Consider the following 26,289-nt stretch of genomic DNA (forward strand, 5'->3'; position numbering starts at 1 on the left):
TCTCGTGCTCTCATCCTGGTCGGTATGACCGTTTATGGCCTGTTGAGTACCGATGGGAAGCGGAGATTCAGGGGGTGGCCCGGAGATTCCGTGCCGAAGATCTGCATAATCTCTGGAATTCGGCGGGAGGGAACCCAGGCGTGAGCGGATCGAACGGACAGACCTGCCCGGAGTGCGGGGCGCCACGGCGGCCGGACGGCACGCCGTCGTGCGCGTGCACCCGACGGGCGTCCGACGCGCTCCGGGACGCGCGCACGGCGCAGGCGGCAGCGGCGGAGGATTTCGATCCACTGCGCATCCGGCCATACGTGGACCTTCCGGTCACCACGACCGGGGCCGAGGCTCCCACGGCACCGGAGCCGGCTCCTCAGGACGCGACACCGGACGCGACGGTGCGGCTCCCGGCCGTACCGGCGGAGATGCCGGACCGGCACTCCCCCGCACTCCTGGAGGCGCCGGGGCAGGACGCGACCACGCGGCTCGAAGCCGTGCCGGACGGGCCCGAGGCCTTTGCGCCGTCGGGCGCCGCGAGGTCGCGGCACCGGCGGCGCCGACGGCACACCACGCTGCTGGCCGCCGCCGGGGCCGTCGTCACGGTCGCGGCGGCCGCCGCGTTCGCCGGAGGACTGTTCTCGTACGACCCGCCGCAGCGGGACGGAGCGCTGCCCAAGGACATCCGGGAGAGCGTGCCGGAGAAGTCGCCGTCGCGGGAGCCGTCGTCCGCGGCGCCCACGGCGTCCGCGTCGGCACCCGTACCGAGTGCGACCGCGTCACGGAGCGTCGGCCCGACATCCTCGGCATCGCCGTCGAGCGCGTCACCGAGCCCGTCCGCCCCGGCCGCACCGAGCGCGTCGCGGACGACCGCCACTCCCACCGGCTCGGCGTCGCCCACCGCCACCGACGACCGCACCCGGCCCGGCGCCCGCCTCCTGCAGAACGGTGACAGTGGCCCCGAGGTCACCGAACTCCAGCTGCGCCTGCGCCAGCTGAACCTGTACTCCGGCCCCGCGAACGGCCAATACAACAGAAAGGTGGAGAACTCCGTACGCACCTACCAGCTGGCGCGCGGCATCACCCAGGACGAGCCGGGAGTGTACGGGACGGCCACGCGCGCGAGGCTGGAGTCGGAGACGAGCGCGCCCTGACCCAGGGCGCGGCCCGCGCGGTCAGCCGATGTGCACGTGGATCGCCCCGTCCGCCGCGGCCTGGACGCACACCTGGGTGAGGTCCGGGACCAGGACGTCAGGGTCGTGCGCCCCGGCCCGGGGGCCGACGCCGACCACTCGCATCCCGGCGTCGCGCCCCGCGGCGATGCCCGCGCCCGAGTCCTCGAAGACGACGCAGTCCTCGGGCGCGACGCCCAGTTCGGCGGCGCCCTTGAGGAAGCCCTCGGGGTCCGGCTTGCTCACCCCGACGGACTCGGCGGTGATCCGCACCTTCGGCAGCCCGAGGCCCGCGGCGGCCATGCGCCCGGTGGACAGCGCCACGTCCGCCGAGGTCACAAGGGCGTGCGGCAGCCCGGCGAGAGAGGCGAGGAAAACGGCGGCACCGGGGACCTCGACCACACCGTCCATGTCGGCGGTCTCCTCGGCGAGCATGCGCGCGTTGTCGGCGTGGTTCTGCTCCATGGGCCGGTTCGGCAGCAGGACGGCCATCGATGCATGGCCCTGCCGACCGTGCACGACCTTCATCACCTCGTCGCCGTCCAGCCCGTGCCGGCTGGCCCAGCGCCGCCAGCAGCGTTCCACGACGGCGTCGCTGTTGACGAGAGTGCCGTCCATGTCCAGCAGAAGGGCGCGGGCAGTGAGAAGGGTCGTGGCCGTCATCGGCATGCTCCAAGGCGCGGGAAGAGGGCCGGCAGGAGGCCCCGGGGACAAGGCGGCCCCGCCCGCCGGTCAGGGAGTGCGGGCGGGAGCCACTTTGTTTCTCCACGATACAAAGCGAGTCGCGCATCGCGCCACCGCCCCCGACCCCGACCCCGACCCCGACCCCGGCCCGGTCACGCGGCCACGGCCTCGTACAGGCTCCACACCCCGAGCGCCAGCATCACCAGCGCCGCGATCTTCGTGATCAGCCGCAGCGGCACCCTCTTCATCAGCGCCTTGCCGCCGACGATGCCGAGACCCGCGACCGCCCACAGACCGAGGACGGCGCCGAGGCCGACCGACAGGGGGTCGTCGTAGCGCGCCGCGAGGTTCGCCGTCATGATCTGGGTCAGGTCGCCGAACTCGGCGACCAGGATGAGCATGAAGCCGGCCCCCGACACCTTCCAGAAGCTCTGGTTCTCGGGCCGGCGCACCTCCTCCTCGTCCTCACCCTTGCTCCTCAGCAGCACCGCGGCGCCGCCGAGGAAGAGCACACCGGTGATCACATGCACGAGCTGCTGCGGCAGCAGGGTCAGCACACTGCCCGCCGCGACGGCGAGCACGACGTGCAGCAGGAAGGCGGCGGCGACACCGGCGAAGACGTACGAGGCGCGGTAGCGCGTGCCGAGCACGAGCCCGGCGAGGGCCGTCTTGTCCGGCAGCTCGGCCAGGAAGATGACGCCGAAGACGAGCGCCAGGACACTGATGCTGATCAAGGTTCCTCAATCGGTCGGGCTACCCGCCGAGAGTGCTGTGACTGACTGCTGAGACACCTCGGCACGGCAGCACACACGTCACCCGCGCCACACGGCACGGGCATGCACTGCTTGCCGAAGGTCTCGCTGGCCGATCCACGGATCTGGATCCACCTCCGGGCGCCGGCTCAGACGAGCTGAGCAGTATGTCGACGGTCCGGCGAAGAGCTACTCCCCTTCTGCACGGTCCATAGTACGTGCCCCCTCAGGGAACCGGGCAGGGCCGAAAGACCGGCCACGAGGCTTGTCGTGTCATGTACGCACCATTAACTTCTCACCGAGCGTACATCCTCCGGTAACGCGCCCCCGCGAGCATTCCCCTTGCCAGCGCTCAACACCCCTACCCCACAAGGGAGTTCACATGCCCAAGGTCTACGCGCGTCGAAATGTCAGCATACTGGCGGCTCTTACCGGACTCATAGCCTTCGCCGAAATCCTCAACGGTCCGACCGCCTCCGCCGCACTCCCCACCCCGGTCAGCGCCGCCACCGCGCGCACCTACCTCGCCTCCCTCACGGTCGCCGCCGAGGACCGCACCGGCTACAACCGCGACCTCTTCCCCCACTGGATCACCATCAGCGGCACCTGCGACACCCATGAGACGGTCCTCAAGCGCGACGGCTCGAACGTCGTCACCAACTCCGCCTGCACGTCCACCAGCGGCAGCTGGTACTCGCAGTACGACGGCGTCACCCTGACCTCCGCCTCCAGCCTGGACATCGACCACGTCGTATCCGTAGCCGCGACGATTTGAGTCGACTTTTCCACAGGTCAAGGCGTCAGCGACATGCTGCTGCCGATGCATTCAAAACCGAACTTCGCGTACGCACCACTCTGCCGAGCGTCAGTAGCCGAGGTACGGGAAGCCCCGGTGAGTCAGCGCGGCCGTATCGGCTGTCACAGAGCAGCCTGGTGAACTCAGCGAGCTCACCAGGCGAGGACGAGCGACCTCATGGCCTGCTTAGATGATCTGGTGACTCCTGACATCCGCTTCCTGCGCGTCTTCGGCGACCCGAACGGCGATCACGGCAATGTCCTGGGCGTGGTACGCGATGGCCGCGCTTTCCCCGGTGAGGAATCCAGACAAGCCCTCGCTCGGCAACTGCGGCTCAGCGAGACCGTGTTCATCGACGATGCGCAGCGCGGTGTCGTGGACATCTACACGCCAGGGACGCGGCTCCCGTTCGCCGGGTACCCCCTCGTCGGCGTGGCCTGGCTCCTCGGCCTGGAGAGGCTGGAGCTGCCCGTGGGGAGTATCCCCGTGCGCCGCGCCGACGGCTTCACGTGGATCAGAGCACGAGCGGATTGGGTTCCGCCGCGCACGCTGCGGGAGTACGGCAGCGTGCAGGAGGTCGACGCGCTAGCGGTGCCGGAACCGGGCGAGTGGGTGTACGCCTGGGCCTGGCAGGACGTGGCCGCCGGCCGAATTCGGGCCCGCGGGTTCCCGGGCCGTGGCGATGGCATCGACGAGGACGAAGCCACCGGCGCGGCAGCGCTCCTGCTCGCCGATCGGCTGGGGCGGGCCGTCACGGTCACCCAGGGCAGCGGGTCGCAGATCATGGCAGCCCCCGGCCCCGACGGGACGACCGACATAGGCGGACGGGTCTGCGTCATGGAGAATCCCGCGTGCTGAGCTGTAGCGGCATGGCCAACAGGCGCCTGATCAAGGCCGGTTGGTAACGTCACCGGCGTGGATTACGACCGTGTGCTCGAAGCGTTTCGTCTGGAGTGCGGGGCGCTCACAGATGCTGTGTCAGGACTGTCTGAGGCAGGGTGGGAGCTCCCGACGCGCTGCACCCCCTGGACCGTACGCGAGCTGCTCGGGCACGTATGGGTCGTGATCGATTGGCTTCCAGGGATGCTGGACTCACCGGCACCGGGTGAGGCCGAGATTTCCGCGGCGGAGTACTACCGCCCGGACGACCGCTTTTCATCGCAGACCAACGATGCCCGGATCGCTCTGGCTCGGGACCGTGCGGCGCAGTCGGCTGATGGGGCCGCCTTCGCCGAGGGTTTCACCGAGACCTGGCAGCGAGTCGACCGGCTGTGCAGGGTCCAGCCGGTCGGCCGTACCGTGCGGACACGTCATGGTGACGCCATGCTCCTGTCGGAGTTTCTCCTCACCCGGATTGTCGAAGTCGCCGTCCACGGTCTTGACCTGGCTGATGCACTGGGACGCGAGCCCTGGCTGACCTCGTCGGCCGGTGACGCCGTGACGGAGTTGCTGCTCGGTGCAGAGCAGACTGCGGCCGTCCGCACGTTGGGATGGAGCCAGCCTCACTTCCTCCGCAAAGCCACCGGCCGCGAGCCACTGGATGAAGAAGAGGCCGCGCAGATCGAACAACTCAGTATCCGATGGCTTGCCCTGGGCTGACACCATGCGCCTGGCTGCAACCTCCAATCCTTCCTGGTAGCACGGCCTACTGCGTCGACAAGCACGGCTTCAATCGGCCTCATAGCGGGCCAAGCGCCTGCGTAGATCCAGGTTCTCGCCCTGCGCGACTTCCAGGGCCTTGCGGAGCCTCGTCACCTCCTCACGGTGAGCATCCTGCTGTCGCCTGAGGCGGGCGCTCAGCGCCCTCACGGCGGCTGAGGCCGACGAGTCTCCTGGCGGGTCTACGAGCGCTGCCGAAGCCGATCCGTCTTTGGTGCGTTGCCGTTCGATCCAACTGCGTAGCTCGGGGCTCCGATAGAGGAAGTCCGTGCTCACACCGGCCTGGCGGGCCACGGCGGTGAAGCTGATGGGCTTGCCCGCCTTGGCCAGCTCGGCAAGCGCGGCGCGGGCCCGCTTCCCGGCTTCCTCGGTGCGGGCGCGGGTGGCCTGGCGGAGATGCTCCGGCATGGGCGTCATGCGGTCGGCTCCTGTTGTTGGACGGTGGACCGTGATTCGGGGCGGTCGGCCGCGCCTGCCCCGCGCACTGCCCTCAGCTGTCCGTCCTCACGGACACTGACCTGGTCCAAGGCGACGAGGACCTTGTCCAGGGCGCGGGTTTCGGCGAGGCGGCCGGAGAGCCAGATGTTGTCCTCGCCCATCGGCTCACCGTGGCGTGCGGTGAACTGCGCCTGGCGCCGGGCGATCAGTGCTTCGGTCTGGCCAAGCTGGTGCTGGAGTTCGTCGCGATGGCTGGCGTCGGTGACGAATTTGTCGCAGGTGAGGCAGGCGTTGCCCTTGGAGCACACCTGTCTGGGCGGGAGCATGCACCAGCCGTTGGGCAGCACGCGGTCAGCGCGCTGGTCGAGGTGGAGGAGGTCGTAGAGGTCGCTCGGATTCACCTCGGCGGTCCGGCCGTCGGCCGTCACCTTCTTGTAGCGAAGGAACTCACGCTCGGCCGTCACGGCCAGGGTCTTGGCGTAGTGCAGAGTCATGGTCGGCGTGATGTGTCCGAGGTAGCGCATGACGACGTGGATCGGGACCCCGGCGTTGATCAGGTCGGTCGCGCGGGTGTGCCTGAAGGTGTGGGTTTTGGAGATCTTGACGGGCCGGCCGACGCTGTCGGTGATCGCCAGGGTCTTGGTCAGCTCGCCGAGTCGGCTGTGGAAGGTCGCCGAGGCGTAGGGCCTCTTGCCGAGCCGGTTGTTCTTGGTCTGCAGGAAGAGGTACCGCGGTTCCGTTCCCGGTGGGGCGCCGTGGGCGGTGATGAACTCACGAGCCCACTCCTGCTGGCGGCGGACGATGTCGGCGATCTCCTGGTCGACCGGGATCGTCGGTGGATCACCGCCGGTGATCTTCGTCTGCTGGTAGGCGAGTCGTGCCACGAAGCCATCCGGCTCCTTGTCCTGCTCGTTGCTCGTCGTCAGGAGTGGCAGCAACGGTTCGAAGTCCATCATCAGGACCTCGTTCATGCGTCGGCCGGTCCGGATCAGCAACATGAGCGCGTGGAAGGCCTGCCGGTCATCGAGCCCACCCTCGGACTTGGCGGCCGCGAGTGCTCCGGAGCCTGCGGCGATCCGGCTGATCACCTCGTCCTCCAGAGCCATGTCGTCCGGTGGCTGGTTGGTGAGCCGCGGCTTGTCTTCCAGCCGGAACAGCACGGAGTGGTGCATCCCTAGCGCGCCCCAGCGTCGCTCACCGAGCACCGACACCGCCTCGGCGCGGTTGTCGTACATCCAGCGGTAAAACGCCTCGATGGTCACCAGCGTGCTGCGGCGGCTGTTCTTGGACAGCTTGCCGCCCTTGTTCGGCCCGCTCATCACCGTGTGGCTGTTGAGGGAGTCCACAAATCCGCGCAATCAGATCCGTAGCTGATCCGGGGAATCGACGAGCTGGGGGCCGGAGCAGCCGACCTGGTCGATGTACCACTGGAACCACTTCAGGTGGTCGAGGCGGCTCTTCACCGACGACCACACGTACCGCTCCGTCAACAGCTGCACCGACAGCCACCACTTCGCGGCCTCCCTGAACCAGTCCGTCGTGAGCTGACTGAAGTTGGCCACGGACCGGCCCCAGGGCTCGTGCTCGCGTTGCGGAATGCGCCGGTCCAGGCTGGGGTTCCATACGTCCAGCCGCCACCATTCACCGTCGTGGTAGGCATGGGCCAGGCGGTCCTGGAGATGCTTGACGCTGTTCAGCACGTGCGTGACGAGGCTCGCGTTCCGCGACGCGTCGGTCCGCATGACCGCACGCCGCACTTCGCGTGCCCACTCCTCGTGAGAGAGCGCCGTCAGCGACCTCGCGGAACGTGCCTGCGGTCCGCCGTGCTCGATCGCAAGAACCAAGCCCCGCCTGAGTTCCTGGAACCGCACTGTGGTAATGGCGTATCCCTCGGCGACTTGCTGATGGACGCACCAGGCCAGTTCCCAGATCATGGGCTCGGGCAGACCCCGGAAGCTGATCGCCTGGGAAAACCAGTCCTTCTCCCGGTCGATGGTCTGCTTGGTGAAAGCCCTGCCGTAGTCCTCCGGCATGTTGACCGAGTCGAAATGGTCCTGCCGGTGCTCCTCCGGCAGGCTCTCCCACAGTCGCCGCGCCTTCTCCTCGCTGAAGAGCTGGGCCACCGGCAGGCGCGGGTCCCGCTTGTCCTGCCGCTTACGCTCAGGAGTCCGCGGCGAGGGAACGGCCGCCGTCCCGGCTACCAGATGGGCGATCGGCTCAGCTTTCATGACGGCTCCCCCAGGCTTGCGTGATCCTCTGCCAGTCCGCGCACGCACGCAGCTCGGCATCCTCGGTCACATGGGCGTACGTGTTGATCGTGGTCTGGATGTCGGCGTGCCCCAGCCTCCGGCTGACCACATGCATCGGCACGCCCGACAGCAGCAGGGCTGTGGCGTGGGTGTGCCGGTACCAGTGCGGCGTCATGTCCGGTGGCAGGACGGGGACCTGCTGCTTCCGCGCTGCCAGGTGCTTGTAGACACTCTCCGCCCGAAGCGGGGCGAACCGGCGCCCGCGGTGCAGGTTGCAGAAGATGTACGCGTCGTCCCAGTCGTCCAGCTCGACATCTGCGCCGGCCTCGCACAGCGCCCAGACCCAGTCCCCGTACAGGCGGTCCAGGGCAGAGCCGACGAAGACGCGCCGGTGGCCGCTCTTGGCCCGCAGGCCGTGCGGGTGGTCCTCACGGTGGACGACCTCGACCTGCGCGGTCGTACCCGTGCCGGTCTTCCAGTCACGGTGCCGCAGGCCGAGAGCCTCGCCGAGCCGCAGCCCGGTCTCCTCAAGCAGGGTCCACAGCAGGCGATACCGCAGCTCGCCCGACCAGACCGCGCCCGCCGCGTCCCAGGTCGCCTCCGCCTCACGGATCGCTGACATCTGGTCGGGCAGCAGCACCGGCACCGGTTTCGCCCGGACACGAATCTTGACCACGCTGGAACGCCGCCCCGTCCTGCGCGCCACGTGCTCCAGGAACGGCAGGTAGCTTCCCGGCCGGGCTTTCACCGTCTCGTACAGCCGTCCGGCGACCTCGACCCCGCGCGCGGCGTGATAGCGGTAGAAGCCCATGACCGCGCGAGCCCGGCTCGCCACCGTCGCGTCGGCCGCCTTTGTGCCGTCATGGAGCGGCGCCACGTCCTCAGCCACGCTCCCGCGACGCAACTGCCCGACGAATGTACCGAGTTCGGTCACTCCGATGGCATCCCAGGACTGCGCCCGACGCTCCAGGAACGTCCACCACAGGGCGAGACCCCGCGCATAGCTCTTGAGAGTGTTGGGCAAGCAGTCCCTCGATCTCAGGTACTCCAGGTACTGCTCGACCGGCTCAGCGACGCGGAAGTCCTCACCGACGACTGTCCATGTCACGCCTTCACCCATGGCCACCCGTTGCGTACTCGCCACCGCGCCCCCTCTGTCACCACTGTCAGCGGCACCTCATCGCTGTACCGGATAACGCACCGCTCACAGAAAGGACACGGTCCACCACGTCATGTCACAGACGTCAGCGGCGCCACAGGCAAGGTGCGGATAACACGTCGTCCCGCTCGCCGAGGCCTGGGACTCCGGCGCGAGCAAGTGGACCACCGCCCAACGCCAGGCCTTCGCCAACGACCTGACCCGGCCCCAGCTGATCGCCGTGTCGGCGAGCTCCAACCGGTCGAAGGGCGACAAGGACCCGGCCGAGTGGGTCCCGACCCGGTCGGCGTACGTCTGCACCTACGCCCGCGCCTGGGTGCAGGTGAAGCACTATTACAACCTCTCCGTCGACTCGGCTGAGAAGAGCGCGCTGCAGAGCTACCTCGCCGCCTGCTGAGCAGCCGGGATTCCCGGAACCTCCCCGCTCACCTGCGCGACGTCCCGTCTGCGGCGGTGGCGGGGCGGAGCACGGAAGGGGTCTTCGCCGGCTCTCGCCCGCGAAGGCCCCTTCGCTCCGTTGGCAGTCGGTGATCGACCCCCGAACCATGCGGAGGTTCAGCCGGGCCCATCGCCCGGTCCGCCGCCGGGCACCTCCTTCCGTCCGCAGCCACAGGCGGGGATCAGTGCAGCACGTTGAGGAAGTTGGTGGCGTTGTCGACGAAGTACACCGAGCGGCGGTCCGGCCCCACGGCGAGCCCGAACAACGCGCCCGCGCCCGGCGGACTGCCGCTCGAGTCGAGCTGCCGGGAGGCCACCTGGACGCCGCGCGGGGTCGTCTCGACGATGTTTCCGTCGCCCCCGTTGACGGTGAGGATGTTCCCGTTGGGTGCGATGGCCATTCCAAGAGGGCCGTTGAGCAGCCCGCCGACGCTGACATCCTTGCCGATGCCCGCGGTGGAGTGGCGGGTGAGTGCGCGCGGGATGGCAGCAATGCGGCTGTTGAGGGTGTCGGCCACATAGAGCGTGCCGTCGCGGCCGAGGCCCACACCCGTGGGACCGATGACGAGCGCGGCCGGGTCGGTCTTCTGGGCGAAGCCCGAGCCGATCACGGTGGTCGACTTACGCATCGGCGGATCGTCGCCGCGCAGACGCAGGTCGATGCGCAGCACCGTACCCTCGTTCACCACGTTGCCGCCGCCGGCGACCGTGCCGTTGAGCACATTCGTCACGAACAGCTCGGCGCGGTCGCCCTTGCTCACCGAGGTCATGTCCCAGGGACCGTTGATGCCGTCACCGGAGAACGTCGTGCGTACGGTGCCATGGCTGTCCAGGACGAGAAGGCAACCGGCCTGGGCGTGGGCCGGATCGCCGTCGCCCGTGGGGAGGCTGCCGACCACGACCCAGCCATGGGGCAGGACGGAGAGCGCCGTGGTGAGGCCGACGCCGCCGGGACAGGGCCCGGGCAGATCAGCCGGATCGATCTGGGCGAACTGACTGACCTGGCCGTTCGGACTCACCTGCACGATGGTGGTGCCGGTGCCCTGCTGAATGAGCGAGTTGTTGAAGTTGCTCACCAGCACGTTGCCCTTGTGCAGGTCACCAATGGTCTGCGGAACGACCACCGTTCCGTAGGGGTTATTGTCACCGTTGGCAGGAACGGTGGAGGCGACGGGGCTCACGGTGTGCAGCGGGCCGAGGAAGGGCTGGCGGCCATGGCCATGGCCGCCGCCGGCCGCGAAGGCGGTACCGGTGCCGAGGGTCAGGGTCGCCATGGTCACGACGAGCGAACGGCGCAGGCGGCGCCAGGGACGCCTCTTGGGCACCTCATGGGGGTGCAAAACAGTGATCATGACATCACGTTAGGTACAGGATGTCCGCTGACGCATAGTTAGTTCCGCCAACAGGGGATCACGTTGCCGTCGGCCCCGGGTTCCGGCCGACGCGGTCTCAGCAGCCCCCGCTGCAGCGTCTGTCACACCTGCCGCGTACGCTGTACGGCTGTCGAAGGCCGCTCCTGCCGCTCCCCCGCGACCTCGCGGCATCGCGGCACGCAGCCGCCTCTGGGGAGAAGGACGGGGGGAGTTCCGGGTGCTCGAGATCGTGGGGTCGCTGACCAGCAGCCTCTGGATCTATCCCGTGGTGGCCGTGTCGGTCCTGCTGGACGTCTTCCTGCCGCTCCTGCCGAGCGGCATCCTCGTCATCACCGCGGCGACGGCGGCAGCGGCCGGTTCGGCCGTCGCGCACGTACCGGACGTCCTCGGGCTCCTCCTGTGCGCGGCGACGGCCTCGGTTCTGGGCGACCTGGTGGCATACCGCCTGGCCTGGAGCGGCGGCGCCCGACTGGACCGGGCGATCGCCCGCTCACGCCGGCTGACGAGCGCACAGGAACGCCTCGGAGCGGCGCTCGCCCGCGGTGGCGGCACGCTGGTGATACTCGCCCGGTTCGCGCCCGCGGGCCGCTCGGTCGTCTCCCTCGGCGCAGGCGCCGCCCGCCGCCGCGCACGCGACTTCCTGCCCTGGTCGGCGCTGGCGGGTGTCACCTGGGCCGGGTACAGCGTGGCCCTCGGCTACTTCGGCGGCCAGTGGCTGGGCACCAGCTGGCTGGCGACGGGCGTCTCGGTGACGGCCCTGTTCGCGGCGGGCGCGGGCGCCACCTACTTCATGCGCCGTCCCGCACCGCAGAAGTAGCCTCCCGAGTCCGCCCCCGCACCTCCAGACCGGCGAGCAACTCCGCCGTCGCCGCGGCGACCGCGTCCACCGCCTGGTCAAACACCTCACGGTTGTGGGCGGCCGGGGCCCGGAAGCCGGAGACCTTGCGCACGAACTGGAGCGCGGCGGCGCGGATCTCCTCCTCCGTGGCCTCTTCGGGGAGGGCGGGCGGGCGAAGCGTCTTGATGCTGCGGCACATGCGTCCAGTGTCGCGCGCTCCGCCGCCCCCCGGGTACGACGGAGCACGTGTCACGCGAGGAATACCCGTGCTCCCCCGCCGAGTTGGGCACGGCATGACCTCTGCCGACATCCTGTACGTGGGCGGTCCCACCGCCGTCATCGAGCTGGGCGGCGTACGTCTGCTCACGGACCCGACCTTCGACGCCCCGGGCACCTACGCCGTCGGCTCGCGCGCCCTGGTCAAGACGGCCGGCCCCGCGCGGACGGCGACGGAGATCGCCCCGGTCGACGCCGTCCTCCTCTCCCACGACCAGCACCCGGACAACCTGGACACCGCGGGCCGCCGCTACCTGGCCGAGGCCCCGCTGGCCCTGTCCACGGCATCGGCGTACGACCGTATCGGCGCCCCGGTGCGGGCCCTGCCGTCCTGGGACCATCTAGAGCTGCCCTGCCCCGACGGCGGGGTGCTGCGCGTGACCGCCGTGCCCGCGCTGCACGGCCCCGAAGGCAGCGAGCCGCTGGTCGGCGAGGTCACCGGCTTCGTCCTGTCCGGCGAGGGCCTCCCCACGGTGTACGTCAGCGGCGACAACGCCTCCCTCGGCGTGGTCCGTACGATCACCGACCGCCTCGGCCCGGTCGACCTGGCCCTCCTGTTCGCGGGCGCCGCCCGGACCCCCCTCGTCCCGGACGCCCCGCTGACGCTGACGAGCCGGGACGCCGCCGAGGCGGCTCGGATCCTCGGCGCTCGCCATGTCGTACCGCTGCACTTCGAGCACTGGGCCCACTTCACCGAGGACGGCCCCACGCTGGCAAAGGCGTTCGCGGACGCGAGCCTGCCGGACCGGCTGCACCTGCTGGAACCGGGCTCCTCGGTGCGCCTGTAGGGCAACGAGACCCAAGCATTTCCTAGGGGATGACCAAGCTCTTCCGAGGATTGACTGGACTGTCCACCCCTTGTGATCATCGCCGAGAGGTCTTCGACCGGGGACCAGAACAATGAACGGGGACGGGACATGACGAACGAGAACCTCACGGTGGCAGTCCTGGGACCGGGCGGTGTCGGCGGTCTGCTCGCCGCGCTGCTGGCCCGGGCCGGGCACCGGGTGATCTGCCTGGCGGGCGAGGAGACCTCACGCACGCTCAGCGAGCACGGCATCCGCGTACGCAGCAACCGGTTCGGGGACTTCACGGCGCAGGTCGAGGCGGACACGGAACTGCGCGAGCCGGCCGACGTCGTGTTCGTCGCGGTCAAGCACACCGCGCTCGACGCCGCGCTGGACCGCGTACCGGCGACGGTGCTCGGCGAAGACACCCTGGTCGTACCGCTGCTGAACGGCGTGGAACACCCGGAGGTCCTGCGCGGACGCTACGGCGCCGCGCGAGTGGCACCCGCCGTGATCCGCGTCGAGTCGACCCGTGTCGCGCCCGCGGTGATCGAGCACGACAGCCCGTTCATGGAGGTCGATCTGACCGGGGACACCGTGGCGCGCGACCGTCTCGACCGGCTCGCCGGGGCCCTCGAGTGGGCGGGGGTGCGGACCCACGTCCTGGACGGAGAGGCGGCGACCCTGTGGGCGAAGATGGGGTTCCTTGCGCCGCTCGCGCTGCTCACGACGCGGTACGGGGTGCCACTCGGCGACATCCGCACCCTGCACCGCGAGGAACTGGTGTCCCTGGTGGAGGAGACGGCGGCGGTCGGCCGGGCGAGCGGCGCGGCCACGGACCCGGCGGCGGCCCTCGCGCGGTACGACGCCTTCCCGGCGGAGACGAAGTCGTCGATGCAGCGCGACGCGGAGGCCGGCCGCCCGCTCGAGCTGGACGCGATCGGCGGGGCGTTGCTGAGGGCGGCCGAGCGGCACGGGGTGGCGGTGCCGGTGGCGACGCGCCTCGTCGGGGAGTTGGGCCGGTCGTTGCCGAACTCGTGAGCCGTCAGGACAGCGCGTTGTGCCGGCTGACCATGTCGGCGAAGGCGTGGGCCGACGGGGACAGCGTGTCCCAGCGGCGCACCGCCCAGCCGACGGCGAGCGGCGGCAGTTCGGGCACCGGGACGAACCGCAGCCCGGGCCGGTCGTGGGCGCGAAAGCCGGGCAGGTCGGGCACAACCGCGCGGCCGACGCCGAGTTCGGCGAGCAGGACGGCGGTGTCCCAGTCGGCCACACTGGTGTCGGAGGTGGCCGCAGGTATCCCCAACTCGACGTAGGCAGCGTCGAGTTGGGTGCGGGAGGTGGAGCCCTCGGGCAGGCTGATGAGTCGCAGCCCGGCCAGGTCGGCGGCCTCGGCCCGCTCCCGCCCGGCGAGTTCGTCGTCGGCGGGCATGGCGAGCACCCAGGACAGATGGGCGACGGGCCGCTGCTCGACGCCGCGCACGGGCGCCCCGAGGGTCACCCAGGCGAGGTCGAGCCCGGGCTCCCGCAGTGCGTCGAAGCAGCTCCGGCTCGAACTCTCGGTCTGGAACTCCAGGCTGACCCGGGGATGTTGCCGCCGGAACTCGGCGACCGCCGCGGCCATGAAGTGCCGCACGGTGACACTGCCGGTGGCGATCCGTACGACGCCACCGTCGCCCTGCGCGATCTCCGCCAGCCTGCGCAGCGCCAGGTCGAGCCCGGACATCCCCTCCGCGGCGGCCTGGTGGAGCACGCGCCCGGCCCGGGTGGGTACGACCCCGCGCGACTGCCGCTCCACCAGTCCGACGCCCACCTCGCGCTCCAGCCGCCGTACGTGCTGGCTGACGGCGGACTGGGTGCAGCCCAGCTCCCGGGCCACCGCACTGAGGCTTCCGGCCCGGCAGACGGCGACGAAGACACGCAGATCATCGAGGGTCACGGTGGTCAAAGGTAGCCGCCGGGCGCGGCCGGCCGCCGGGCGGTGCGGGGAAACGTCAGACCGCGTGGGCCTTGGCCGGCAGCTCCAGGACCTCGGCCGCGGTGCCCGTCTCGCCGAGGCGCGGGGGTCCGCTCGACGACACCCCGGTGCGCCTCGGGGCTTATGAGGGGACGCCTCTGCGCCAGGAGCGACGCCATACAACCGTTCGGATGAAGCGGCCGAAGCAACTCGCATCGAAAAATCGAACAGACGTAGCATTGCCGTGTGGCTGTGACCTATGACTTCCCGAGTGACCTCCTCGCCGGCCAGGAGGAGCTGCACCAGGTCCGGGCAGAGCTCCTGACCCTGCTGAAGCGGCTGCCCTGGTCGGTGGAACCACTGGACGGCTTCAGCGACGCCACCGGTTGGCGCAAGGTGGAGCGCCCGGCCTCCCCGGGCTGGACCGAGGACGAACAGGCCGAGGTGGAAAAGCTCCGGCAGCGCGAGCGGGAACTCGCGGTGTTCGTCTCCTGTCACCGCTTCTGGGTGGAGGTGACGACCGAGGGCAAGGTGGACGCGCGTATGCGCCTGAAGCACGTGCACGAGGAGCCGCCGACTGAGACATGAGGCAGGGCCCGGACCACCCGGCTCCGACCGGTCAACTCCCCCACCACGGCCTCCTTTAGGGTTGCTGCCCATGTGGCAAGGACAGCAGCCGCCCGGGGGCGAGCCGAACCCGCAGCACCAGAACCCCTACCAGCAGCCGGGGTACCAGCAACCCAATCCGTACCAGCAGCAGCCACACCCCTATCAGCAGCCGGGGCAGTCGCAGTGGGGTGCGCCGACGCAGGAGCAGCCGCCGAGCGGCGGGGGCGGCGGGAAGCGCACGAAGGTCGTCGTGATCGCGGCGGCCACGGCCGTCGTCGTGGCCGCGGGCGTCGCCGGCTTCCTGCTCCTGGGCGGAAACAAGGATGCCAAGGCCAAGGACGCCAAGGCGTCTGCCAGTTCCTCGCAGAGCGCGAAGGCCTCCCCGTCCGAGTCGGACGACGAGGCGCGCGGTACCGAGACCGACAAGCCGACCGTCCCGGGCTGGAAGGTCGTCGTCAACCCCAAGTGGGGCGTCGCCTTCGACGTCCCGGCGGACTGGGAGGTGATGGGCCCGGACCGCGCCGCCGCCTTCTCGGACGTGAAGACGGGCGAGCCCATCGCCTATCTGGGAGGCATCGCCAGTTACAAATCGAAATGGTGCACGTCCGACGACGACAAGGACGGCCACACGGACGACACGTCGCTGGCCACGACGGGTACCAAGGGCGCCAAGGGCGCCAAGAACACCGACGATGTGGCACTGAACACGGTGTACTGGTGGGTGTACGCCCCCTACACGCAGCCGGACAAGAAGAGCATCAGCGTCGACGAGAAGGCCCAGCCCTACACGACGAACACGGGCGTCAAGGGCAGCATCGCCTGGGCCTGGTCGACCAACTCGCCGTCGAAGGGCAAGGGCAAGTGCGAGAGCGACGGCAAAGCGGTGTCGTTCGGCTTCAAGAACTCGGCCGGTGACTTCGTGTCGTGGACCTTCTACGGCGCCAAGGGCGTTGGTGAAGAGGTCCCCAAGAAGACCATCATGAAGATCCTCAGCACGGTCAGGCTGCACGGCGACCCGGCAGCGCACTGAACCACCCGCGGGGTGTCACGGCGCGGCCGTGGCACCCTGCTTCTGGCTCAGCCCCAGGGCTTCCCCGCCGATGACCGCTGTCCGGTCCACGCCGACATGGCGCCAAGGCCGGTGCGAAGCCGCCACCGGCCAGGAGGGCTGCCGCGTCGCCTGTCCGGCCGGGCCGTCGAGACGTTCGGCACCAGCCGAGAAGAGTGCAGATGCGGATCCGTGCCGCGGCCGTCAACCGTGGCTGCCATCCGGCGCCTTCGGTGCTGCAGCCCCGGCGGGCCGGCTATGTGGTTGCCGCGCGGAAAAGAGCCAGGAGGGCCTGGGCCGGCAGGGTGTCCGCGTCGAAGAACTGCGTGGCCAGCGCGGCTGGCACTGCCGTTCCGTGCATGCGGACCTCGTGGCATCTGAAACAGAACGCGGCCTCGAACAGCACCAGGTCGAGAGAGTCCTCGTAGGCCCGGACACTCCAGCCTGGCGAGAAGCCGCAGCAGTGCTGTTCGCTGCCGGGCAGGTTCTCGATCAAAGTCAGGGCGTTGGTGGCCTCGCTCCCGGTCCAGTGGGCGACCGCCCTGCCGGGACAGGGGGCGCCCTTCTTGGCCGGCAGGGCGGAGATCCTCACGACCTCGATCAGCACGGTGGACGCAACGGCTTCGGCGGGGAGCTGCACGTGCACAGTCTGCTCTTCTTGCCGGCGGCCGGCTGAGGCATGCCGAGACCCGGGCAGAGCGCAACCCAGGACCTGGAGACCCGCACCGTCTGGCAGATCAGACGTGTGAAGCGGCCGCCTCATGGCCCATCCGGCACGTAAGTGGCGGGTCCGAGCGGCCGAGAAAGATCAAGGCCCAGGTCTCCGGGTGTCTACCCGCTGACCTGGGCCTTTCTTTCGTCCTGAGACTGGTGGGCGCGGACGGTTTCGAACCGCCGACATCCGCCTTGTAAGGGCGGCGCTCTACCGCTGAGCTACGCGCCCAGGAGTGGACAGCCTACATTGCCTGAGGTCCTGCCCTGCACACCCGTGTTCCACGGACGCCGCGACAGGCTGCTGCGGGGGTTATCCCCACCCCCGACCCGGGAGCACGCCGGATCCTCACGGGGGCCGCGGATGCGTACGGTCGAAGGGCAGGTTCATCAGATCATCATCTCTTCGGGGGGAAACTCATGGCTCGTACGGCCGCGCGTACTGGACGCACTCGGCGGACGAAGCGTGCCCGGGCAGTCGCCGTCACGGGAGTCGTCGCGGTGCTCGTCGCTACGGCCGCCGCCTGTGGAGACGACGCGGCCGACGACAAGCATCCGGATCACCGTGCCTTCGCGCTGCACGGCCGTACCCTCACCGTCGACTCCGACAACTCGGCGCTGGAAATCGTTCCGGCGAACGTGGACAAGGTCGAGGTCACGCGGTGGTTCCGGGGCACGGTCCTGGTCGGTGACGACCCCCGGGTGACCTGGGCCATGCAGGACGACCGGCTCGTCCTGCGGGTGAAGTGTTCAGGTGTGGTCGCAAGGTGCTCCGCCCGGCACCGGATCGAGGTGCCGCGTGGGGTCGCCGTCAAGGTCGACGAACGCAACGGGAGCGTGCGGGCGCAGGGCGTCAAGGAGGCACTGAGCATTCGCACACGGAACGGTTCGGTAGGGGTGACCGACTCCACGGGGCCGCTGACGCTGGACAGCCACAACGGGCCGATCCGTGCGACGGGCGTGAGCTCACGGCGCGTGCACGTCGAAACGCGGAACGGCCCGGTCCACCTCGAACTCGCGGTCGTGCCCGACCAAGTGGAAGCGAGCAGCCGCAACGGCTCGGTGTCGATCGCACTGCCCCAGGGCAGCTACCACGTGACCACCGACACCCACAACGGCTCGACCCACGTGTCCGTCCCCCAGGACCCGAAGAGCTCCCATGTGATCGACACACTGACGAGGAACGGCTCGGTCACCGTACGGACGGCGGGTTAGGCGGCGCGGCCGGGGCGGAGACCCGCCCCCGACACCGTGAACCGATCGCCCCGTGTGTTCGTCCTCAACCGGTGGGAGAATGAACCGGCAGGGCGAATGACACGGGAGAGGGATGTGACGGCGACACCACCGCAGCCGTACCCACCGCTTGCGCCATGTGCGCGCCGTCACGCGCCGAGCTGCCGCCTCGGCACCGCGCCACCCGCCGAAGCGCGCCGTGCGCGGCGCCCCGGCCCCGTCCGTGACACTCTTGCCCTCCTCGCGCTCCCCGTGGTCGCCGCCCTCCTCCTCCCCGCGTCGTTCGCCTCCGGCGGGACGCGGCGGTGGTTCGGGGGACGGGCCGAGGGGCTGCGGACCGAGGCGCAGGCCGCCAAGGACGCCGCCGCGGCCGCGTTCTACGAGCTCGACACCGCCCAGCGCGATCTGAGGATCTCGATCGAGACCATCACCGCCGTCGACGACTCCCCCGCCGCGCGCCGCGCGATCGCCGATTTCGAGGCACTCGGGCAGCGCATCGACGAGGTCAGCCACCGCTACATCGAGGCCGTGGACGCGCACGACCTCGACCGGGTCGATCTCGAGGCCTCCGCGGCGTCCCGCGCCCGCGCCGAACTCACCACCGCCAAGGACGATCTCGTCCGTGTGAAGCAGGAGCTGGATCGTTTCGCCCAGGGGCTCGGGCCGCTGCTAGGCAAGGCCGAGACCCAGCTCGCCCGGGTCGCCCCGGCCGTGGAGCGGGCCCGCCAGGCCCTGCTCGCCGCCAGCAACGCCCTGGACGACGTGCGGAACTCCGGTCTGAAGGCCGACGACCTGGCCGCGCGTCTGGCCGCCCTCGCCCCCGAACTGACCAAGCTCAACCAGGGCGCGGCACAGTACGGCGTGCCGCAGACCCTGGAGCGCGCCGAGCGGGTTACGCGAGAGGCCGAGGCCGTACGCGCGGAGGCCGCGCGGCTGCCTGAGCGCGCCGCCGAGATCGACAACCGGCTGGTGTCCCTGCGCACCCGCGCGCAGGCGCTCACCACCCGTGCCGGTCAGGTGGATCCCGTACTGAGTGAGCTGCGGCGACGGTTCTCGGCCGCCTGCTGGCAGGATCTGCAGCACGTGCCGGACCAGGCCGGCGAGGCGGTACGGCAGGCCGAGCTGAAGCTGAAGGAGGCGCAGGCCGCCCGCGCCGCCCAGCACTGGCCGGACGCGACCTCACTGCTGTCCACCGTACGGGCGCTGCTGAACACCACGGACGAGGCCGTGTCCGCGGCCGGCGACCGGCTGCGGCAGCTCAACGCCGTGCAGAAGGATCCGCAGGCGGAGATCGAACGGACCCGGTTCGCGGTCCGGGACGCGCAGCGGCTGGCCATGACGGGGCGTACGGCTCCCGATCCGCGGCACGCCCGCCCGCTCGACGAGTCCGTGGCCCGTCTCGACCGTGCGATCGCCACGCTGGAGGGCCGCCACCCGGACTACTGGCACTTCCTGACCGAGACGGAGGCGGTGCGGCAGACGGCCGCCCAGGTCGTGGCCCGCATCCGCGAGGAACGCGGCACGGGCGCGTCGTAGCACCGGCCCCCGATCACCGTGGAGCCTCGGCCCCGGACGGCCTGTGCTCTTCGGGGGCCGCCCGTTAACCTGTGCGCATGCCTCGCTATGAGTACCGCTGCCGTACCTGCGGCGACACGTTCGAACTGAGCCGTCCGATGGCGGAGTCCTCCGCCCCCGCGTCCTGCCCGTCGGGCCATGACGACACGGTGAAGCTCCTGTCGACGGTCGTGGTGGGAGGCACCGCGACCGCCGCCGCGCCGGCGCCGCGGGCGGGCGGCGCAGGGGGCGGGTGCTGCGGCGGGGGCTGCTGCGGCTGAGTGCCGCTCAGCGCCGGCGTGCCAGGGTCAGGCCGTCCGCCACCGCCAGCATCACGCTGTCCACTCGGTCGTCCGCCCGCACATGGGCGTTGAAGTCCTTGATCGCGGCCGCGAGTCCGGTCGCGTCCGGGTCCGTCACATCGCCGTGGTAGAAGACGTTGTCCACCGCGAGCAGGCCTCCGGGGCGCATACGCGGCACCAACTCGTCCCAGTAGGCGATGTAGTTGTCCTTGTCCGCGTCGATGAACGCCATGTCGATGTGCGGTTCGGCCGGCAGGTCCTGCAGGGTCCGCAGCGCGGGTGCGATCCGCAGCTCGATCCGGTCGGCCACGCCCGCCTTCGCCCAGGCCGTGCGCGCGTACTCGGTCCACTCCTCGGAGACGTCGCACGTCAGCAGCGTCCCGTCGGACGGCAGCGCCTGCGCCATGGACAGCGCGGACAGCCCGGTGAAGGTCCCGATCTCGACGATCCGGCGCGCCCCGGTCAGCCGCACCAGGAACGCCAGCAGCGGCCCCTGCTCCTCGGCGACCTGCTTGCCCGCCACCAGCGGCAGCTGCGTATGGGTGGTCTCGACGAGCATCCGCTGCACCGGGTCCAGCGGGGGGTTGTGGCCGAGCATGTACGCATACAACTCGTCCGTCAGCGGCGTTCCGTTCCCCTTGGCCACGCGACCTCCTCAGTCTCTGCCCCAAGGTCCCGAGCGCTCCGCGCTCCCCTCCACCGTATCCCTGGGCTCACCTGGCCGGACCTGTCCCTGGCGGAACTCGCGTGCCGCCTTCAGGAACTCCCGCAGGATCCGCTCCCCGGCCAGTACACCCCGCTCCGGCAGGGCGCCGGTCCCCGGTGCCGTCCAGCCGCTGTCGGCCAGTTCGCCGTGGCCCGGGTGCCAGCCGCGGTCCGCGGCGAGCAGCAGGTCCGCGTCCAGCAGTGAGTCCCCGGCGGCGAGCGTGAGCCCGGCACCGGTGCGACGGGCCACCTCGCGGACGGCCGCGCCCTTGGTGAGCGGCCCGGGCACGGCGTAGACCTTGCGGCCCTGGAGCGACACCGTCCAGCCGCGCTGCTCCGCCCACTCGGCCAGCTCCTTCACCCACTCCTCGGGCAGCAGCTCGCGCTCGACGACCAGATAGACGAAGAGGTCCTCGGCGACCCGGTGTTTGCGCACCCAGGCCGGGTCCGCGGCGGCCTCGAGGTGCGCGCGCACCTCGGCCAGCGGCGCGCACTCGTCGGCGAGCCGGGCCAGCACCCCCGCGTGCCAGTCGGGGTCCGAGACTCCGTCGACCAGCAGATGACCGCCGTTCGCGCAGACCGCGTACTTCGGTGTGGGGCCCGGCAGGTTGATGCGCTGGTACTGCTTGCGGGTGCGGGTCGTGGCCGGCACGAACACCGCCCGGTCCCCGAGGCCGGTCAGCAACCCGGCCGCGGCCTCGGTCATGTAAGACAGCGGCTTGCTCTCGTGCACCTCGACGCACAGCAGACGGGGTGCCCGCATATCCGGCATGGTCAGCGCGAGCGCCGCGGCGGAGTAGATCAGCGTACGGTCGAGATCGCTGGCGACCAGCACGGGGCTCATACGGACACCGCCCTGCCGTCGGCGCCGGTCGCGCCCCGCGTGTACTGGGGGTGAATCAGCCCCACACAGGTGTACGGAAGTTCCTCGACCTCCTCCACCGGCACGCCGCGCTGCCCGGCCAGCAGACGGACATGGTCGAGGTCGGCGCCCGCCCCGGCCCGGGCCAGGACCTTCCAGGGCACCCGGCGCAGCAGGACGCGCGTGGTCTCGCCGACGCCCGGCTTGACGAGGTTCACGTCGCGGATGCCGTACTCCTCGCTGATGCGTTCCACCGCCGCCCAGCCCTCCCAGGTCGGTGTGCGGTCGCCGTCGAGCAGTTCCTTGGTCTGTGCCCGGACCTTCTCCTCGACCTCGGCGAAGCGGGCGGAGACGGCGTCGAGGAAGGCGGCCGACGCATCCGTTCCGGCGAGTTCGCGGTAGAACTTCGCGCCGTGGTAGTCGTGCGTGCCGACCAGGTCGGCGCGCAGCACCGTCCGCGAAATCAGCCCGGAGACCGTCGAGTTGAGGCAGGCGGACGGGATCAGGAAGTCCTCCCGGGTGCCGTACGTCCGTGTGCACGAGCCCGGATCGGCGAGCACCGCGATCTCCGGGTCGAAGCCCGTGATGCCGTCCGAGGCCTCGAACTCCCTGATCGCTTCGGCCAGTTCCCGGGTGATGGCGCCCTTGCCGGTCCAGCCGTCGACGAAGACGACGTCGGAGGGGTCGTACCGGTCGGCCAGCCAGCGCAGGGCGTTGGCGTCGATGCCCCGGCCGCGCACGATCGACACCGCGTAGTGCGGCAGGTCGAGGCCGTGCCGGTGCCGCGCCCAGCGGCGCATCAGGACGCCGACCGGGGTGCCTGCGCGGGCCAGCGAGACCAGGACGGGCCGGGGCGACCGCTCGGCGAGGACCGTCTCGGTGACCACGCCGACCGCCTGGGCGAGACGGGTCGCCGAGGCCCCCAGCGCCGTGTGGAACAGCTCCTGGTACTGCTCGCTCGGCTGGTACTCCACCGGCAGCGACTCCGCGTAGTGCGCGCCGCCGCTCTGGATCGCCTCCTCGCGCTCCTCCGTCGGCGCCTCCAGGGTGACGTCCGAGAGGTCCTGCAGCAGCCAGCCGACCTCGTCCGGCGCGTACGAGGAGAAGGCGGGGCCGCGAAGGGGCTCGGGCAGCATGACGGGCCTTTCGGGGACGTGCGGGGGCTCGGGGACGTAACTGGGGACGACCGCGAGCAGGACGTACGGGGTGTGGGCGGCGAGCCGGTCCAGCAGGCCGCCGGGGGCATGCAGCTCGGGAGTGTCGGCCCGGGAGTCCACGACCGCGACGACGGCGTCGAAGCCGGCGTCCGCGACGTTGTAGGCGTAGCGCTCGCCGGGGCCGTCGGCCGGGTCGTCATGGGCGGGGAAGACGATCCGGCTGCGTATCGCATAGCCGGGGTCGTCGATCGCGAGGACCGGCGAGCGGGTGGTCGTGGAGTAGCGGACCTCGGCGGCCACGACCTGCTCCAGTTCCCGTGCGAGCCTGAGCGGCGCGTACATCAGCTCCTCGAAGCCGAGCACGAGCACGCGCCGGGCGCCCGCGGGCAGCGCTTCGGCGATCCGCGCGGTCATCGCCGGCAGCGCGCGCTCCAGCCGGGCCCGGTGCTCGGGGGTGAAGCCGTGCCGTCCGCCGTCGGGCAGGCCGCGGGGCCAGCCGAGCCGCACGCGGGTGACGGTCCCGTGGGGCTCCCGGTCGAGCGGTGCCGACTCGTGCCGGGCGACCAGTTCCTGCCCCTTCTCCAGGACGCCCTCCGGCAGCCGTACGGTCCCGGTGGCCAGCGTCACCAGGTCGATCCGCGCGCCGATCTCCCGCCCGAACTCCTCCAGACGGCCCAGGTCCGCGGCCGAGCGCAGGTCGACCAGGGTGACGACGACATACCGCTTCCTCGGATACCGCCCGTGCAGGTCGCGGATCGTGTTCCGGACCGTGTTGCCGGTCGAGAACTCGTCGTCGACGAGAACCAGCGGGCCGTCGCCCGCCAGCAGGGCCGGGTCGTTCGGCAGCAGCAGATGCGAGGTCGCGTGCGAGTGGGACTCCTCGAAGCCTCCGGCGCGCGCGACGCCCTCGACGGGGCGGCGGGTGGAGTGGAGGTAGGGCGCGTGGCCGAGGCCGTCCGCGACCGAGTGGCCGAGTGCGGTGGCCGTCTCCGCGTACCCGAGTACGACCGCCCGGCTCTCCTCCGGGCTCTCGGCGCCCAGCAGTTCCCGCACCCGGCGGCCGAGCGCGAACCCGTGGCCGTAGACGACGGAAGGGGACTGCGGAACATGCTTGCCCAGCACATGGGAGACGAGCAGATGCGCCCGCTTGGGGTTGTGCCGCAGCGCGAGCCCCAGCAGCTCGGTCAGCTTCCCGTCGCCGACCAGTTCGACTCCGAGCCGCTCGGCGACCCACGTTCCGGACCAGACCATGTCTCTCATCGGTTCCTTGTCACTACGGCGAAACGGCCGGTTCCGGCTCTCAGCCGGGCAGCCCGGCGGCCAGCAGGTCCACGAAGCCGATGTCCTCGTTCGCGACACCGAAGACCTCGGCGCGCTGGAGGGTGCGCTCGGCCCATGCGCGGTGCGGCTTCACCTCGTTCATCTTGTTCGTGTACGCGGAGCGCAGCACGCCCCCGCCCAGGCGCTCGGGCCGCAGGATGTCCTGCGCGTCGCTGAACTCCTCATGGCTGACGACCGACAGCGCGTGCACGGGCATCACATGCGAGGGGTGGATACAGGTCTTGCCGAGCAGGCCGTTGGCGCGGTCGAGGGCGATCTCCCGCAGCAGCCCGTCCATGTCGTGCGCGATGAGCGTCTCGCGCAACTCCTCGACCTCACCCGCCAGGAAGGGGCTGCGCCGCAACTGCGGCTTGAACATGCGCTCCTGGACCCGGAAGTACTCCCACACGGGCCCGGTCACCGTGAATCCGCTGCCGTCGGCGCGCCCGAGGACATTGACCACGTCGGCGATCACGGAAGCGACGATCTGGAGGTCGTACGCGGTCATGTCGGGCGCTCTGCGCAGCCCGTAGGACGAGCAGAAGTCGGTGACGCCGAGGCGCAACGCGAGGACGTGGTCGCGGTACTTGTCGACCGTGCGGAAGACCGCGTCCAGGGTCTCCCGGCGGGACTCCAGGTAGAGCAGGTCGGGCGACTCCAGGACGGGCATGGCGAACAGCCGCCGACCGCTTGCCGCCTCGGCCGCCGTCAGCGCCTCCAGGAACGGGACGCCCCGCTCCTCGGTGAACTTCGGCAGCACGAAACCGGACAGCAGACAGGCCGCCGGACCGAGCCGGGCGACCAGGTCCGGGATCTGCTCCGGCGCGCGGACGCGTATGAAGAGCAGCGGCAGTTCGGCGTCCGCGGGGGTAGCTCCTGCCCGGGCAGTGAGCGCGGTCAACTGCTGGACCAGGTTCTCCTCGGCGTCCGCGACGTCCGCGTCACCGATGGCGTCCTCCAGACACAGCACCATGGACACGACCCCGCGGCTCGCCTGCTTGACCACGTCGTCGCAGAGGCGGGGCCGGGTGGCCGGACTGTACAGGGTGGCACCCAGGGCCGCGGAGAGGATGCGGGCGGGGGAGTCGGCGGTGAACACGGCCGGCTCCTGATGGAACAGGCGCTGCCGCAGCTCCGGGGCAATGTGCCCGAAATGACGCATATGACTCCCCGTAGTGGTCGACCGGCCGAAAGATGTGGCCGGTAATAGTACGTAGATCGCCCTGTCGTGAGTTCCCGCCGGGCATGAAGTTCAGGTGACGCGACCGTGTCGGAGGCACCGTGACGGCGGACCCGCGGCGCCCCGGGGAGTCCACCCCGCATTGTTGTGACCAGGACCGAGAAGGCAGGATGACGGCATGACGTACGCGATGCTGAAAGGGTCGAACGTACCGCTCGAGGCCACGGCGGTGCGGGCGGTGCTGCGGTGGGCCTCGGGGCAGGGCGTTCCGGAGGTCGACGCCTCGGCGCTGCTCCTCGGCCCTGACGGTCGCGTGCGGTCCGACGAGGACTTCGTCTTCTACAACCAGCCCCGGCATCCGTCCGGAACGGTCCGGCTGCTCGGCAAGAAGCGCGAAACGGACGGGCTGACCGACGCGATCCAGACGGATCTGGCGGGGATCGAGCCCGGAGTGGGTCGGGTCCTGCTCGTCGCCTCGGCGGACGACGTGGCCTTCGACCGCGTCCGGTCGCTGTGCATCCTGCTGTACGACGCGAGCGGCCCGGGCGGTGAGCCGCTGGCGTACTTCGACATCAGGCCGGAGACGGGGGCCGAGACGGCACTGATCTGCGGGGAACTGTACCGGCGGGGCGAGGGCTGGAAGTTCCGTGCGCTCGGCGAGGGTTACTCGAACGGGCTGAAGGGCCTCGCGAACGACTTCGGCATCTCGGTGGACGACTCGGAGCCCTCGTCGGCCGATGGCGCGGTGCCCGCGGCCAGACCCGAGGTGTCGGTACCGCTGCCGCCGGAGCAGCCGGTGAACCCGCAGCCCGCGTACGGCTATCCGCCCATGCCCGCGCAGCAGCCGGCCGCGGTGGCCACCACGCCGCCCGCGTACGGGTATCCCCAGCCCGCGAGCCCGCCGGCGTACGGCTATCCGCAGCCGCAGCCGACCGCGGCCCCCGCACCGGCGTACGGCTACCCGCCGACGGCGGCGCCCGCGCCGGACCCGGACTTCACACTGCCGCCGCAGGGCCCGCAGTTCATCGGGCGATAGCG

Annotated in this window: 26 protein-coding genes, 1 tRNA gene and 2 pseudogenes; 14 read left to right on the forward strand and 15 right to left on the reverse strand. The window is 70.6% G+C overall.

Annotation, left to right across the window (positions count from 1 at the left end):
* Window positions 1–140 precede the first annotated feature (140 nt).
* Window positions 141–1,145 carry a peptidoglycan-binding protein gene (locus BIV24_RS27030; protein ID WP_071369079.1) on the forward strand — a complete coding sequence of 335 codons (1,005 nt, stop codon included), beginning with the start codon at window positions 141–143 and terminating at the stop codon, window positions 1,143–1,145.
* Window positions 1,146–1,166: 21 nt separating this feature from the next.
* On the opposite strand, the gene BIV24_RS27035 is transcribed toward BIV24_RS27030, so the two are convergent.
* Together BIV24_RS27035 and BIV24_RS27040 are read right to left on the reverse strand one after the other, a co-directional pair.
* Window positions 1,167–1,832, reverse strand: a complete 666-nt coding sequence (locus BIV24_RS27035; protein WP_071369080.1) for an HAD family hydrolase — start codon at window positions 1,830–1,832, stop codon at window positions 1,167–1,169.
* A 167-nt stretch (window positions 1,833–1,999) separates the two neighbouring features.
* The gene (locus BIV24_RS27040; protein ID WP_071369081.1) at window positions 2,000–2,581 is read right to left on the reverse strand and encodes a TMEM165/GDT1 family protein; all 582 of its coding nucleotides are present in this window, start codon (window positions 2,579–2,581) and stop codon (window positions 2,000–2,002) included.
* Between the two features lie 400 nt (window positions 2,582–2,981).
* On the opposite strand from BIV24_RS27040, the pseudogene BIV24_RS27045 reads away from it, so the two are divergent.
* From BIV24_RS27045 to BIV24_RS32570, 3 genes and pseudogenes are all read left to right on the forward strand, one after another.
* Window positions 2,982–3,362 (forward strand): annotated as a pseudogene (locus tag BIV24_RS27045) (hypothetical protein); the annotation flags it as partial.
* Window positions 3,363–3,593: 231 nt separating this feature from the next.
* On the forward strand, window positions 3,594–4,253 hold the full coding sequence (locus tag BIV24_RS27050; protein ID WP_245766952.1) for a PhzF family phenazine biosynthesis protein: 660 nt from the start codon (window positions 3,594–3,596) through the stop codon (window positions 4,251–4,253).
* Window positions 4,254–4,310: 57 nt separating this feature from the next.
* Window positions 4,311–4,994: a maleylpyruvate isomerase family mycothiol-dependent enzyme gene (locus BIV24_RS32570; protein WP_245766953.1), complete on the forward strand. Its 684-nt coding sequence runs from the start codon at window positions 4,311–4,313 to the stop codon at window positions 4,992–4,994.
* A gap of 69 nt (window positions 4,995–5,063) precedes the next feature.
* Here BIV24_RS32570 and BIV24_RS27060 read toward each other — a convergent pair whose 3' ends face one another.
* Genes BIV24_RS27060 through BIV24_RS27075 form a run of 4 tightly spaced genes read right to left on the reverse strand, consistent with a single transcriptional unit; the run spans window position 5,064 to window position 8,849 of the window.
* Window positions 5,064–5,471 carry a DUF6262 family protein gene (locus tag BIV24_RS27060; RefSeq protein WP_071369083.1) on the reverse strand — a complete coding sequence of 136 codons (408 nt, stop codon included), beginning with the start codon at window positions 5,469–5,471 and terminating at the stop codon, window positions 5,064–5,066.
* Window positions 5,468–6,811 (reverse strand): tyrosine-type recombinase/integrase, encoded by a 1,344-nt coding sequence (locus BIV24_RS27065; RefSeq protein ID WP_143064671.1) that lies wholly within the window; start codon window positions 6,809–6,811, stop codon window positions 5,468–5,470. Before BIV24_RS27065 ends, BIV24_RS27060 begins: the two co-directional genes overlap by 4 nt.
* Before the next feature lie 39 nt (window positions 6,812–6,850).
* Window positions 6,851–7,720, reverse strand: coding sequence for a hypothetical protein (locus BIV24_RS27070; RefSeq protein WP_143064672.1), 870 nt, complete (start codon window positions 7,718–7,720; stop codon window positions 6,851–6,853).
* The gene (locus BIV24_RS27075) at window positions 7,710–8,849 is read right to left on the reverse strand and encodes a tyrosine-type recombinase/integrase (RefSeq protein ID WP_177198835.1); all 1,140 of its coding nucleotides are present in this window, start codon (window positions 8,847–8,849) and stop codon (window positions 7,710–7,712) included. The genes BIV24_RS27070 and BIV24_RS27075 overlap by 11 nt, the downstream gene beginning before the upstream one ends.
* A gap of 166 nt (window positions 8,850–9,015) precedes the next feature.
* Between BIV24_RS27075 and BIV24_RS27080 the strand changes: the two are divergent.
* Window positions 9,016–9,297: pseudogene (locus tag BIV24_RS27080) on the forward strand (HNH endonuclease family protein); the annotation flags it as partial.
* A gap of 223 nt (window positions 9,298–9,520) precedes the next feature.
* Here the strand turns inward: BIV24_RS27080 and BIV24_RS27085 are convergent.
* Window positions 9,521–10,690 (reverse strand): NHL repeat-containing protein, encoded by a 1,170-nt coding sequence (locus tag BIV24_RS27085; RefSeq protein WP_071369087.1) that lies wholly within the window; start codon window positions 10,688–10,690, stop codon window positions 9,521–9,523.
* A 238-nt stretch (window positions 10,691–10,928) separates the two neighbouring features.
* Between BIV24_RS27085 and BIV24_RS27090 the strand changes: the two genes are divergently transcribed.
* Entirely contained in the window at window positions 10,929–11,528 is a 600-nt protein-coding gene (locus tag BIV24_RS27090; RefSeq protein ID WP_071369088.1) for a DedA family protein, read from the forward strand.
* Here the strand turns inward: BIV24_RS27090 and BIV24_RS27095 are convergent.
* Window positions 11,500–11,748, reverse strand: coding sequence for a DUF2277 domain-containing protein (locus BIV24_RS27095; RefSeq protein ID WP_071369089.1), 249 nt, complete (start codon window positions 11,746–11,748; stop codon window positions 11,500–11,502). The two genes, BIV24_RS27090 and BIV24_RS27095, sit on opposite strands and share 29 nt — an antisense overlap.
* Before the next feature lie 94 nt (window positions 11,749–11,842).
* On the opposite strand from BIV24_RS27095, the gene BIV24_RS27100 reads away from it, so the two are divergent.
* Both BIV24_RS27100 and BIV24_RS27105 read left to right on the forward strand, forming a co-directional pair.
* On the forward strand, window positions 11,843–12,613 hold the full coding sequence (locus BIV24_RS27100) for an MBL fold metallo-hydrolase (RefSeq protein ID WP_071369090.1): 771 nt from the start codon (window positions 11,843–11,845) through the stop codon (window positions 12,611–12,613).
* 129 nt (window positions 12,614–12,742) lie between these two features.
* A complete protein-coding gene (locus BIV24_RS27105; protein WP_071369118.1) occupies window positions 12,743–13,654 on the forward strand; it encodes a ketopantoate reductase family protein in 912 nt (303 codons plus the stop codon).
* Between the two features lie 4 nt (window positions 13,655–13,658).
* Here BIV24_RS27105 and BIV24_RS27110 read toward each other — a convergent pair whose 3' ends face one another.
* Complete coding sequence (locus tag BIV24_RS27110) at window positions 13,659–14,552, reverse strand: LysR family transcriptional regulator (protein ID WP_071369091.1); 894 nt, start codon at window positions 14,550–14,552, stop codon at window positions 13,659–13,661.
* A gap of 264 nt (window positions 14,553–14,816) precedes the next feature.
* Between BIV24_RS27110 and BIV24_RS27115 the strand changes: the two genes are divergently transcribed.
* Both BIV24_RS27115 and BIV24_RS27120 read left to right on the forward strand, forming a co-directional pair.
* A complete protein-coding gene (locus tag BIV24_RS27115; RefSeq protein WP_071369092.1) occupies window positions 14,817–15,158 on the forward strand; it encodes a hypothetical protein in 342 nt (113 codons plus the stop codon).
* A 70-nt stretch (window positions 15,159–15,228) separates the two neighbouring features.
* Window positions 15,229–16,209: a DUF8017 domain-containing protein gene (locus BIV24_RS27120; RefSeq protein WP_071369093.1), complete on the forward strand. Its 981-nt coding sequence runs from the start codon at window positions 15,229–15,231 to the stop codon at window positions 16,207–16,209.
* 274 nt (window positions 16,210–16,483) lie between these two features.
* Here the strand turns inward: BIV24_RS27120 and BIV24_RS27125 are convergent, their stop codons facing one another.
* Entirely contained in the window at window positions 16,484–16,867 is a 384-nt protein-coding gene (locus tag BIV24_RS27125; RefSeq protein WP_071369119.1) for a hypothetical protein, read from the reverse strand.
* Window positions 16,868–17,095: 228 nt separating this feature from the next.
* A tRNA-Val gene (locus tag BIV24_RS27130) sits at window positions 17,096–17,170 on the reverse strand.
* A gap of 188 nt (window positions 17,171–17,358) precedes the next feature.
* Between BIV24_RS27130 and BIV24_RS27135 the strand changes: the two genes are divergently transcribed.
* The 3 genes from BIV24_RS27135 (at window position 17,359) to BIV24_RS32575 (ending at window position 20,006) form a co-directional block, all read left to right on the forward strand.
* Window positions 17,359–18,153 (forward strand): DUF4097 family beta strand repeat-containing protein, encoded by a 795-nt coding sequence (locus BIV24_RS27135; protein ID WP_071369094.1) that lies wholly within the window; start codon window positions 17,359–17,361, stop codon window positions 18,151–18,153.
* A gap of 114 nt (window positions 18,154–18,267) precedes the next feature.
* Complete coding sequence (locus BIV24_RS27140) at window positions 18,268–19,707, forward strand: hypothetical protein (RefSeq protein WP_071369120.1); 1,440 nt, start codon at window positions 18,268–18,270, stop codon at window positions 19,705–19,707.
* A 77-nt stretch (window positions 19,708–19,784) separates the two neighbouring features.
* Window positions 19,785–20,006, forward strand: a complete 222-nt coding sequence (locus BIV24_RS32575; protein WP_079168567.1) for an FmdB family zinc ribbon protein — start codon at window positions 19,785–19,787, stop codon at window positions 20,004–20,006.
* Between the two features lie 7 nt (window positions 20,007–20,013).
* On the opposite strand, the gene BIV24_RS27145 is transcribed toward BIV24_RS32575, so the two are convergent.
* Genes BIV24_RS27145 through BIV24_RS27160 form a run of 4 tightly spaced genes read right to left on the reverse strand, consistent with a single transcriptional unit; the run spans window position 20,014 to window position 25,233 of the window.
* Window positions 20,014–20,673 (reverse strand): O-methyltransferase, encoded by a 660-nt coding sequence (locus BIV24_RS27145; RefSeq protein ID WP_071369095.1) that lies wholly within the window; start codon window positions 20,671–20,673, stop codon window positions 20,014–20,016.
* A 9-nt stretch (window positions 20,674–20,682) separates the two neighbouring features.
* The gene (locus BIV24_RS27150; RefSeq protein ID WP_071369096.1) at window positions 20,683–21,576 is read right to left on the reverse strand and encodes an HAD family hydrolase; all 894 of its coding nucleotides are present in this window, start codon (window positions 21,574–21,576) and stop codon (window positions 20,683–20,685) included.
* Entirely contained in the window at window positions 21,573–24,011 is a 2,439-nt protein-coding gene (locus BIV24_RS27155; RefSeq protein WP_071369097.1) for a phosphoribosyltransferase, read from the reverse strand. Before BIV24_RS27155 ends, BIV24_RS27150 begins: the two co-directional genes overlap by 4 nt.
* A 40-nt stretch (window positions 24,012–24,051) precedes the next feature.
* Window positions 24,052–25,233 carry an HpcH/HpaI aldolase/citrate lyase family protein gene (locus BIV24_RS27160; protein WP_071369098.1) on the reverse strand — a complete coding sequence of 394 codons (1,182 nt, stop codon included), beginning with the start codon at window positions 25,231–25,233 and terminating at the stop codon, window positions 24,052–24,054.
* A gap of 196 nt (window positions 25,234–25,429) precedes the next feature.
* On the opposite strand from BIV24_RS27160, the gene BIV24_RS27165 reads away from it, so the two are divergent.
* Window positions 25,430–26,287 carry a TerD family protein gene (locus BIV24_RS27165; RefSeq protein WP_071369099.1) on the forward strand — a complete coding sequence of 286 codons (858 nt, stop codon included), beginning with the start codon at window positions 25,430–25,432 and terminating at the stop codon, window positions 26,285–26,287.
* Window positions 26,288–26,289 lie beyond the last annotated feature (2 nt).

Origin of the sequence: Streptomyces colonosanans (assembly GCF_001866645.1) — a bacterium.
GTDB lineage: Bacteria > Actinomycetota > Actinomycetes > Streptomycetales > Streptomycetaceae > Streptomyces > Streptomyces colonosanans.

Excerpts from the sequence above, each read along its gene's own strand:
- BIV24_RS27035 (WP_071369080.1), bottom strand. The coding sequence starts at position 1,832 with ATGCCGATGACGGCCACGACCCTTCTCACTGCCCGCGCCCTTCTGCTG.
- BIV24_RS27060 (WP_071369083.1), bottom strand. The coding sequence starts at position 5,471 with ATGACGCCCATGCCGGAGCATCTCCGCCAGGCCACCCGCGCCCGCACC.
- BIV24_RS27065 (WP_143064671.1), bottom strand. The coding sequence starts at position 6,811 with ATGAGCGGGCCGAACAAGGGCGGCAAGCTGTCCAAGAACAGCCGCCGC.
- BIV24_RS27070 (WP_143064672.1), bottom strand. The coding sequence starts at position 7,720 with ATGAAAGCTGAGCCGATCGCCCATCTGGTAGCCGGGACGGCGGCCGTT.
- BIV24_RS27085 (WP_071369087.1), bottom strand. The coding sequence starts at position 10,690 with ATGATCACTGTTTTGCACCCCCATGAGGTGCCCAAGAGGCGTCCCTGG.
- BIV24_RS27095 (WP_071369089.1), bottom strand. The coding sequence starts at position 11,748 with ATGTGCCGCAGCATCAAGACGCTTCGCCCGCCCGCCCTCCCCGAAGAG.
- BIV24_RS27100 (WP_071369090.1), top strand. The coding sequence starts at position 11,843 with ATGACCTCTGCCGACATCCTGTACGTGGGCGGTCCCACCGCCGTCATC.
- BIV24_RS27105 (WP_071369118.1), top strand. The coding sequence starts at position 12,743 with ATGACGAACGAGAACCTCACGGTGGCAGTCCTGGGACCGGGCGGTGTC.
- BIV24_RS27120 (WP_071369093.1), top strand. The coding sequence starts at position 15,229 with ATGTGGCAAGGACAGCAGCCGCCCGGGGGCGAGCCGAACCCGCAGCAC.
- BIV24_RS27135 (WP_071369094.1), top strand. The coding sequence starts at position 17,359 with ATGGCTCGTACGGCCGCGCGTACTGGACGCACTCGGCGGACGAAGCGT.
- BIV24_RS32575 (WP_079168567.1), top strand. The coding sequence starts at position 19,785 with ATGCCTCGCTATGAGTACCGCTGCCGTACCTGCGGCGACACGTTCGAA.
- BIV24_RS27150 (WP_071369096.1), bottom strand. The coding sequence starts at position 21,576 with ATGAGCCCCGTGCTGGTCGCCAGCGATCTCGACCGTACGCTGATCTAC.
- BIV24_RS27155 (WP_071369097.1), bottom strand. The coding sequence starts at position 24,011 with ATGAGAGACATGGTCTGGTCCGGAACGTGGGTCGCCGAGCGGCTCGGA.
- BIV24_RS27160 (WP_071369098.1), bottom strand. The coding sequence starts at position 25,233 with ATGCGTCATTTCGGGCACATTGCCCCGGAGCTGCGGCAGCGCCTGTTC.
- BIV24_RS27165 (WP_071369099.1), top strand. The coding sequence starts at position 25,430 with ATGACGTACGCGATGCTGAAAGGGTCGAACGTACCGCTCGAGGCCACG.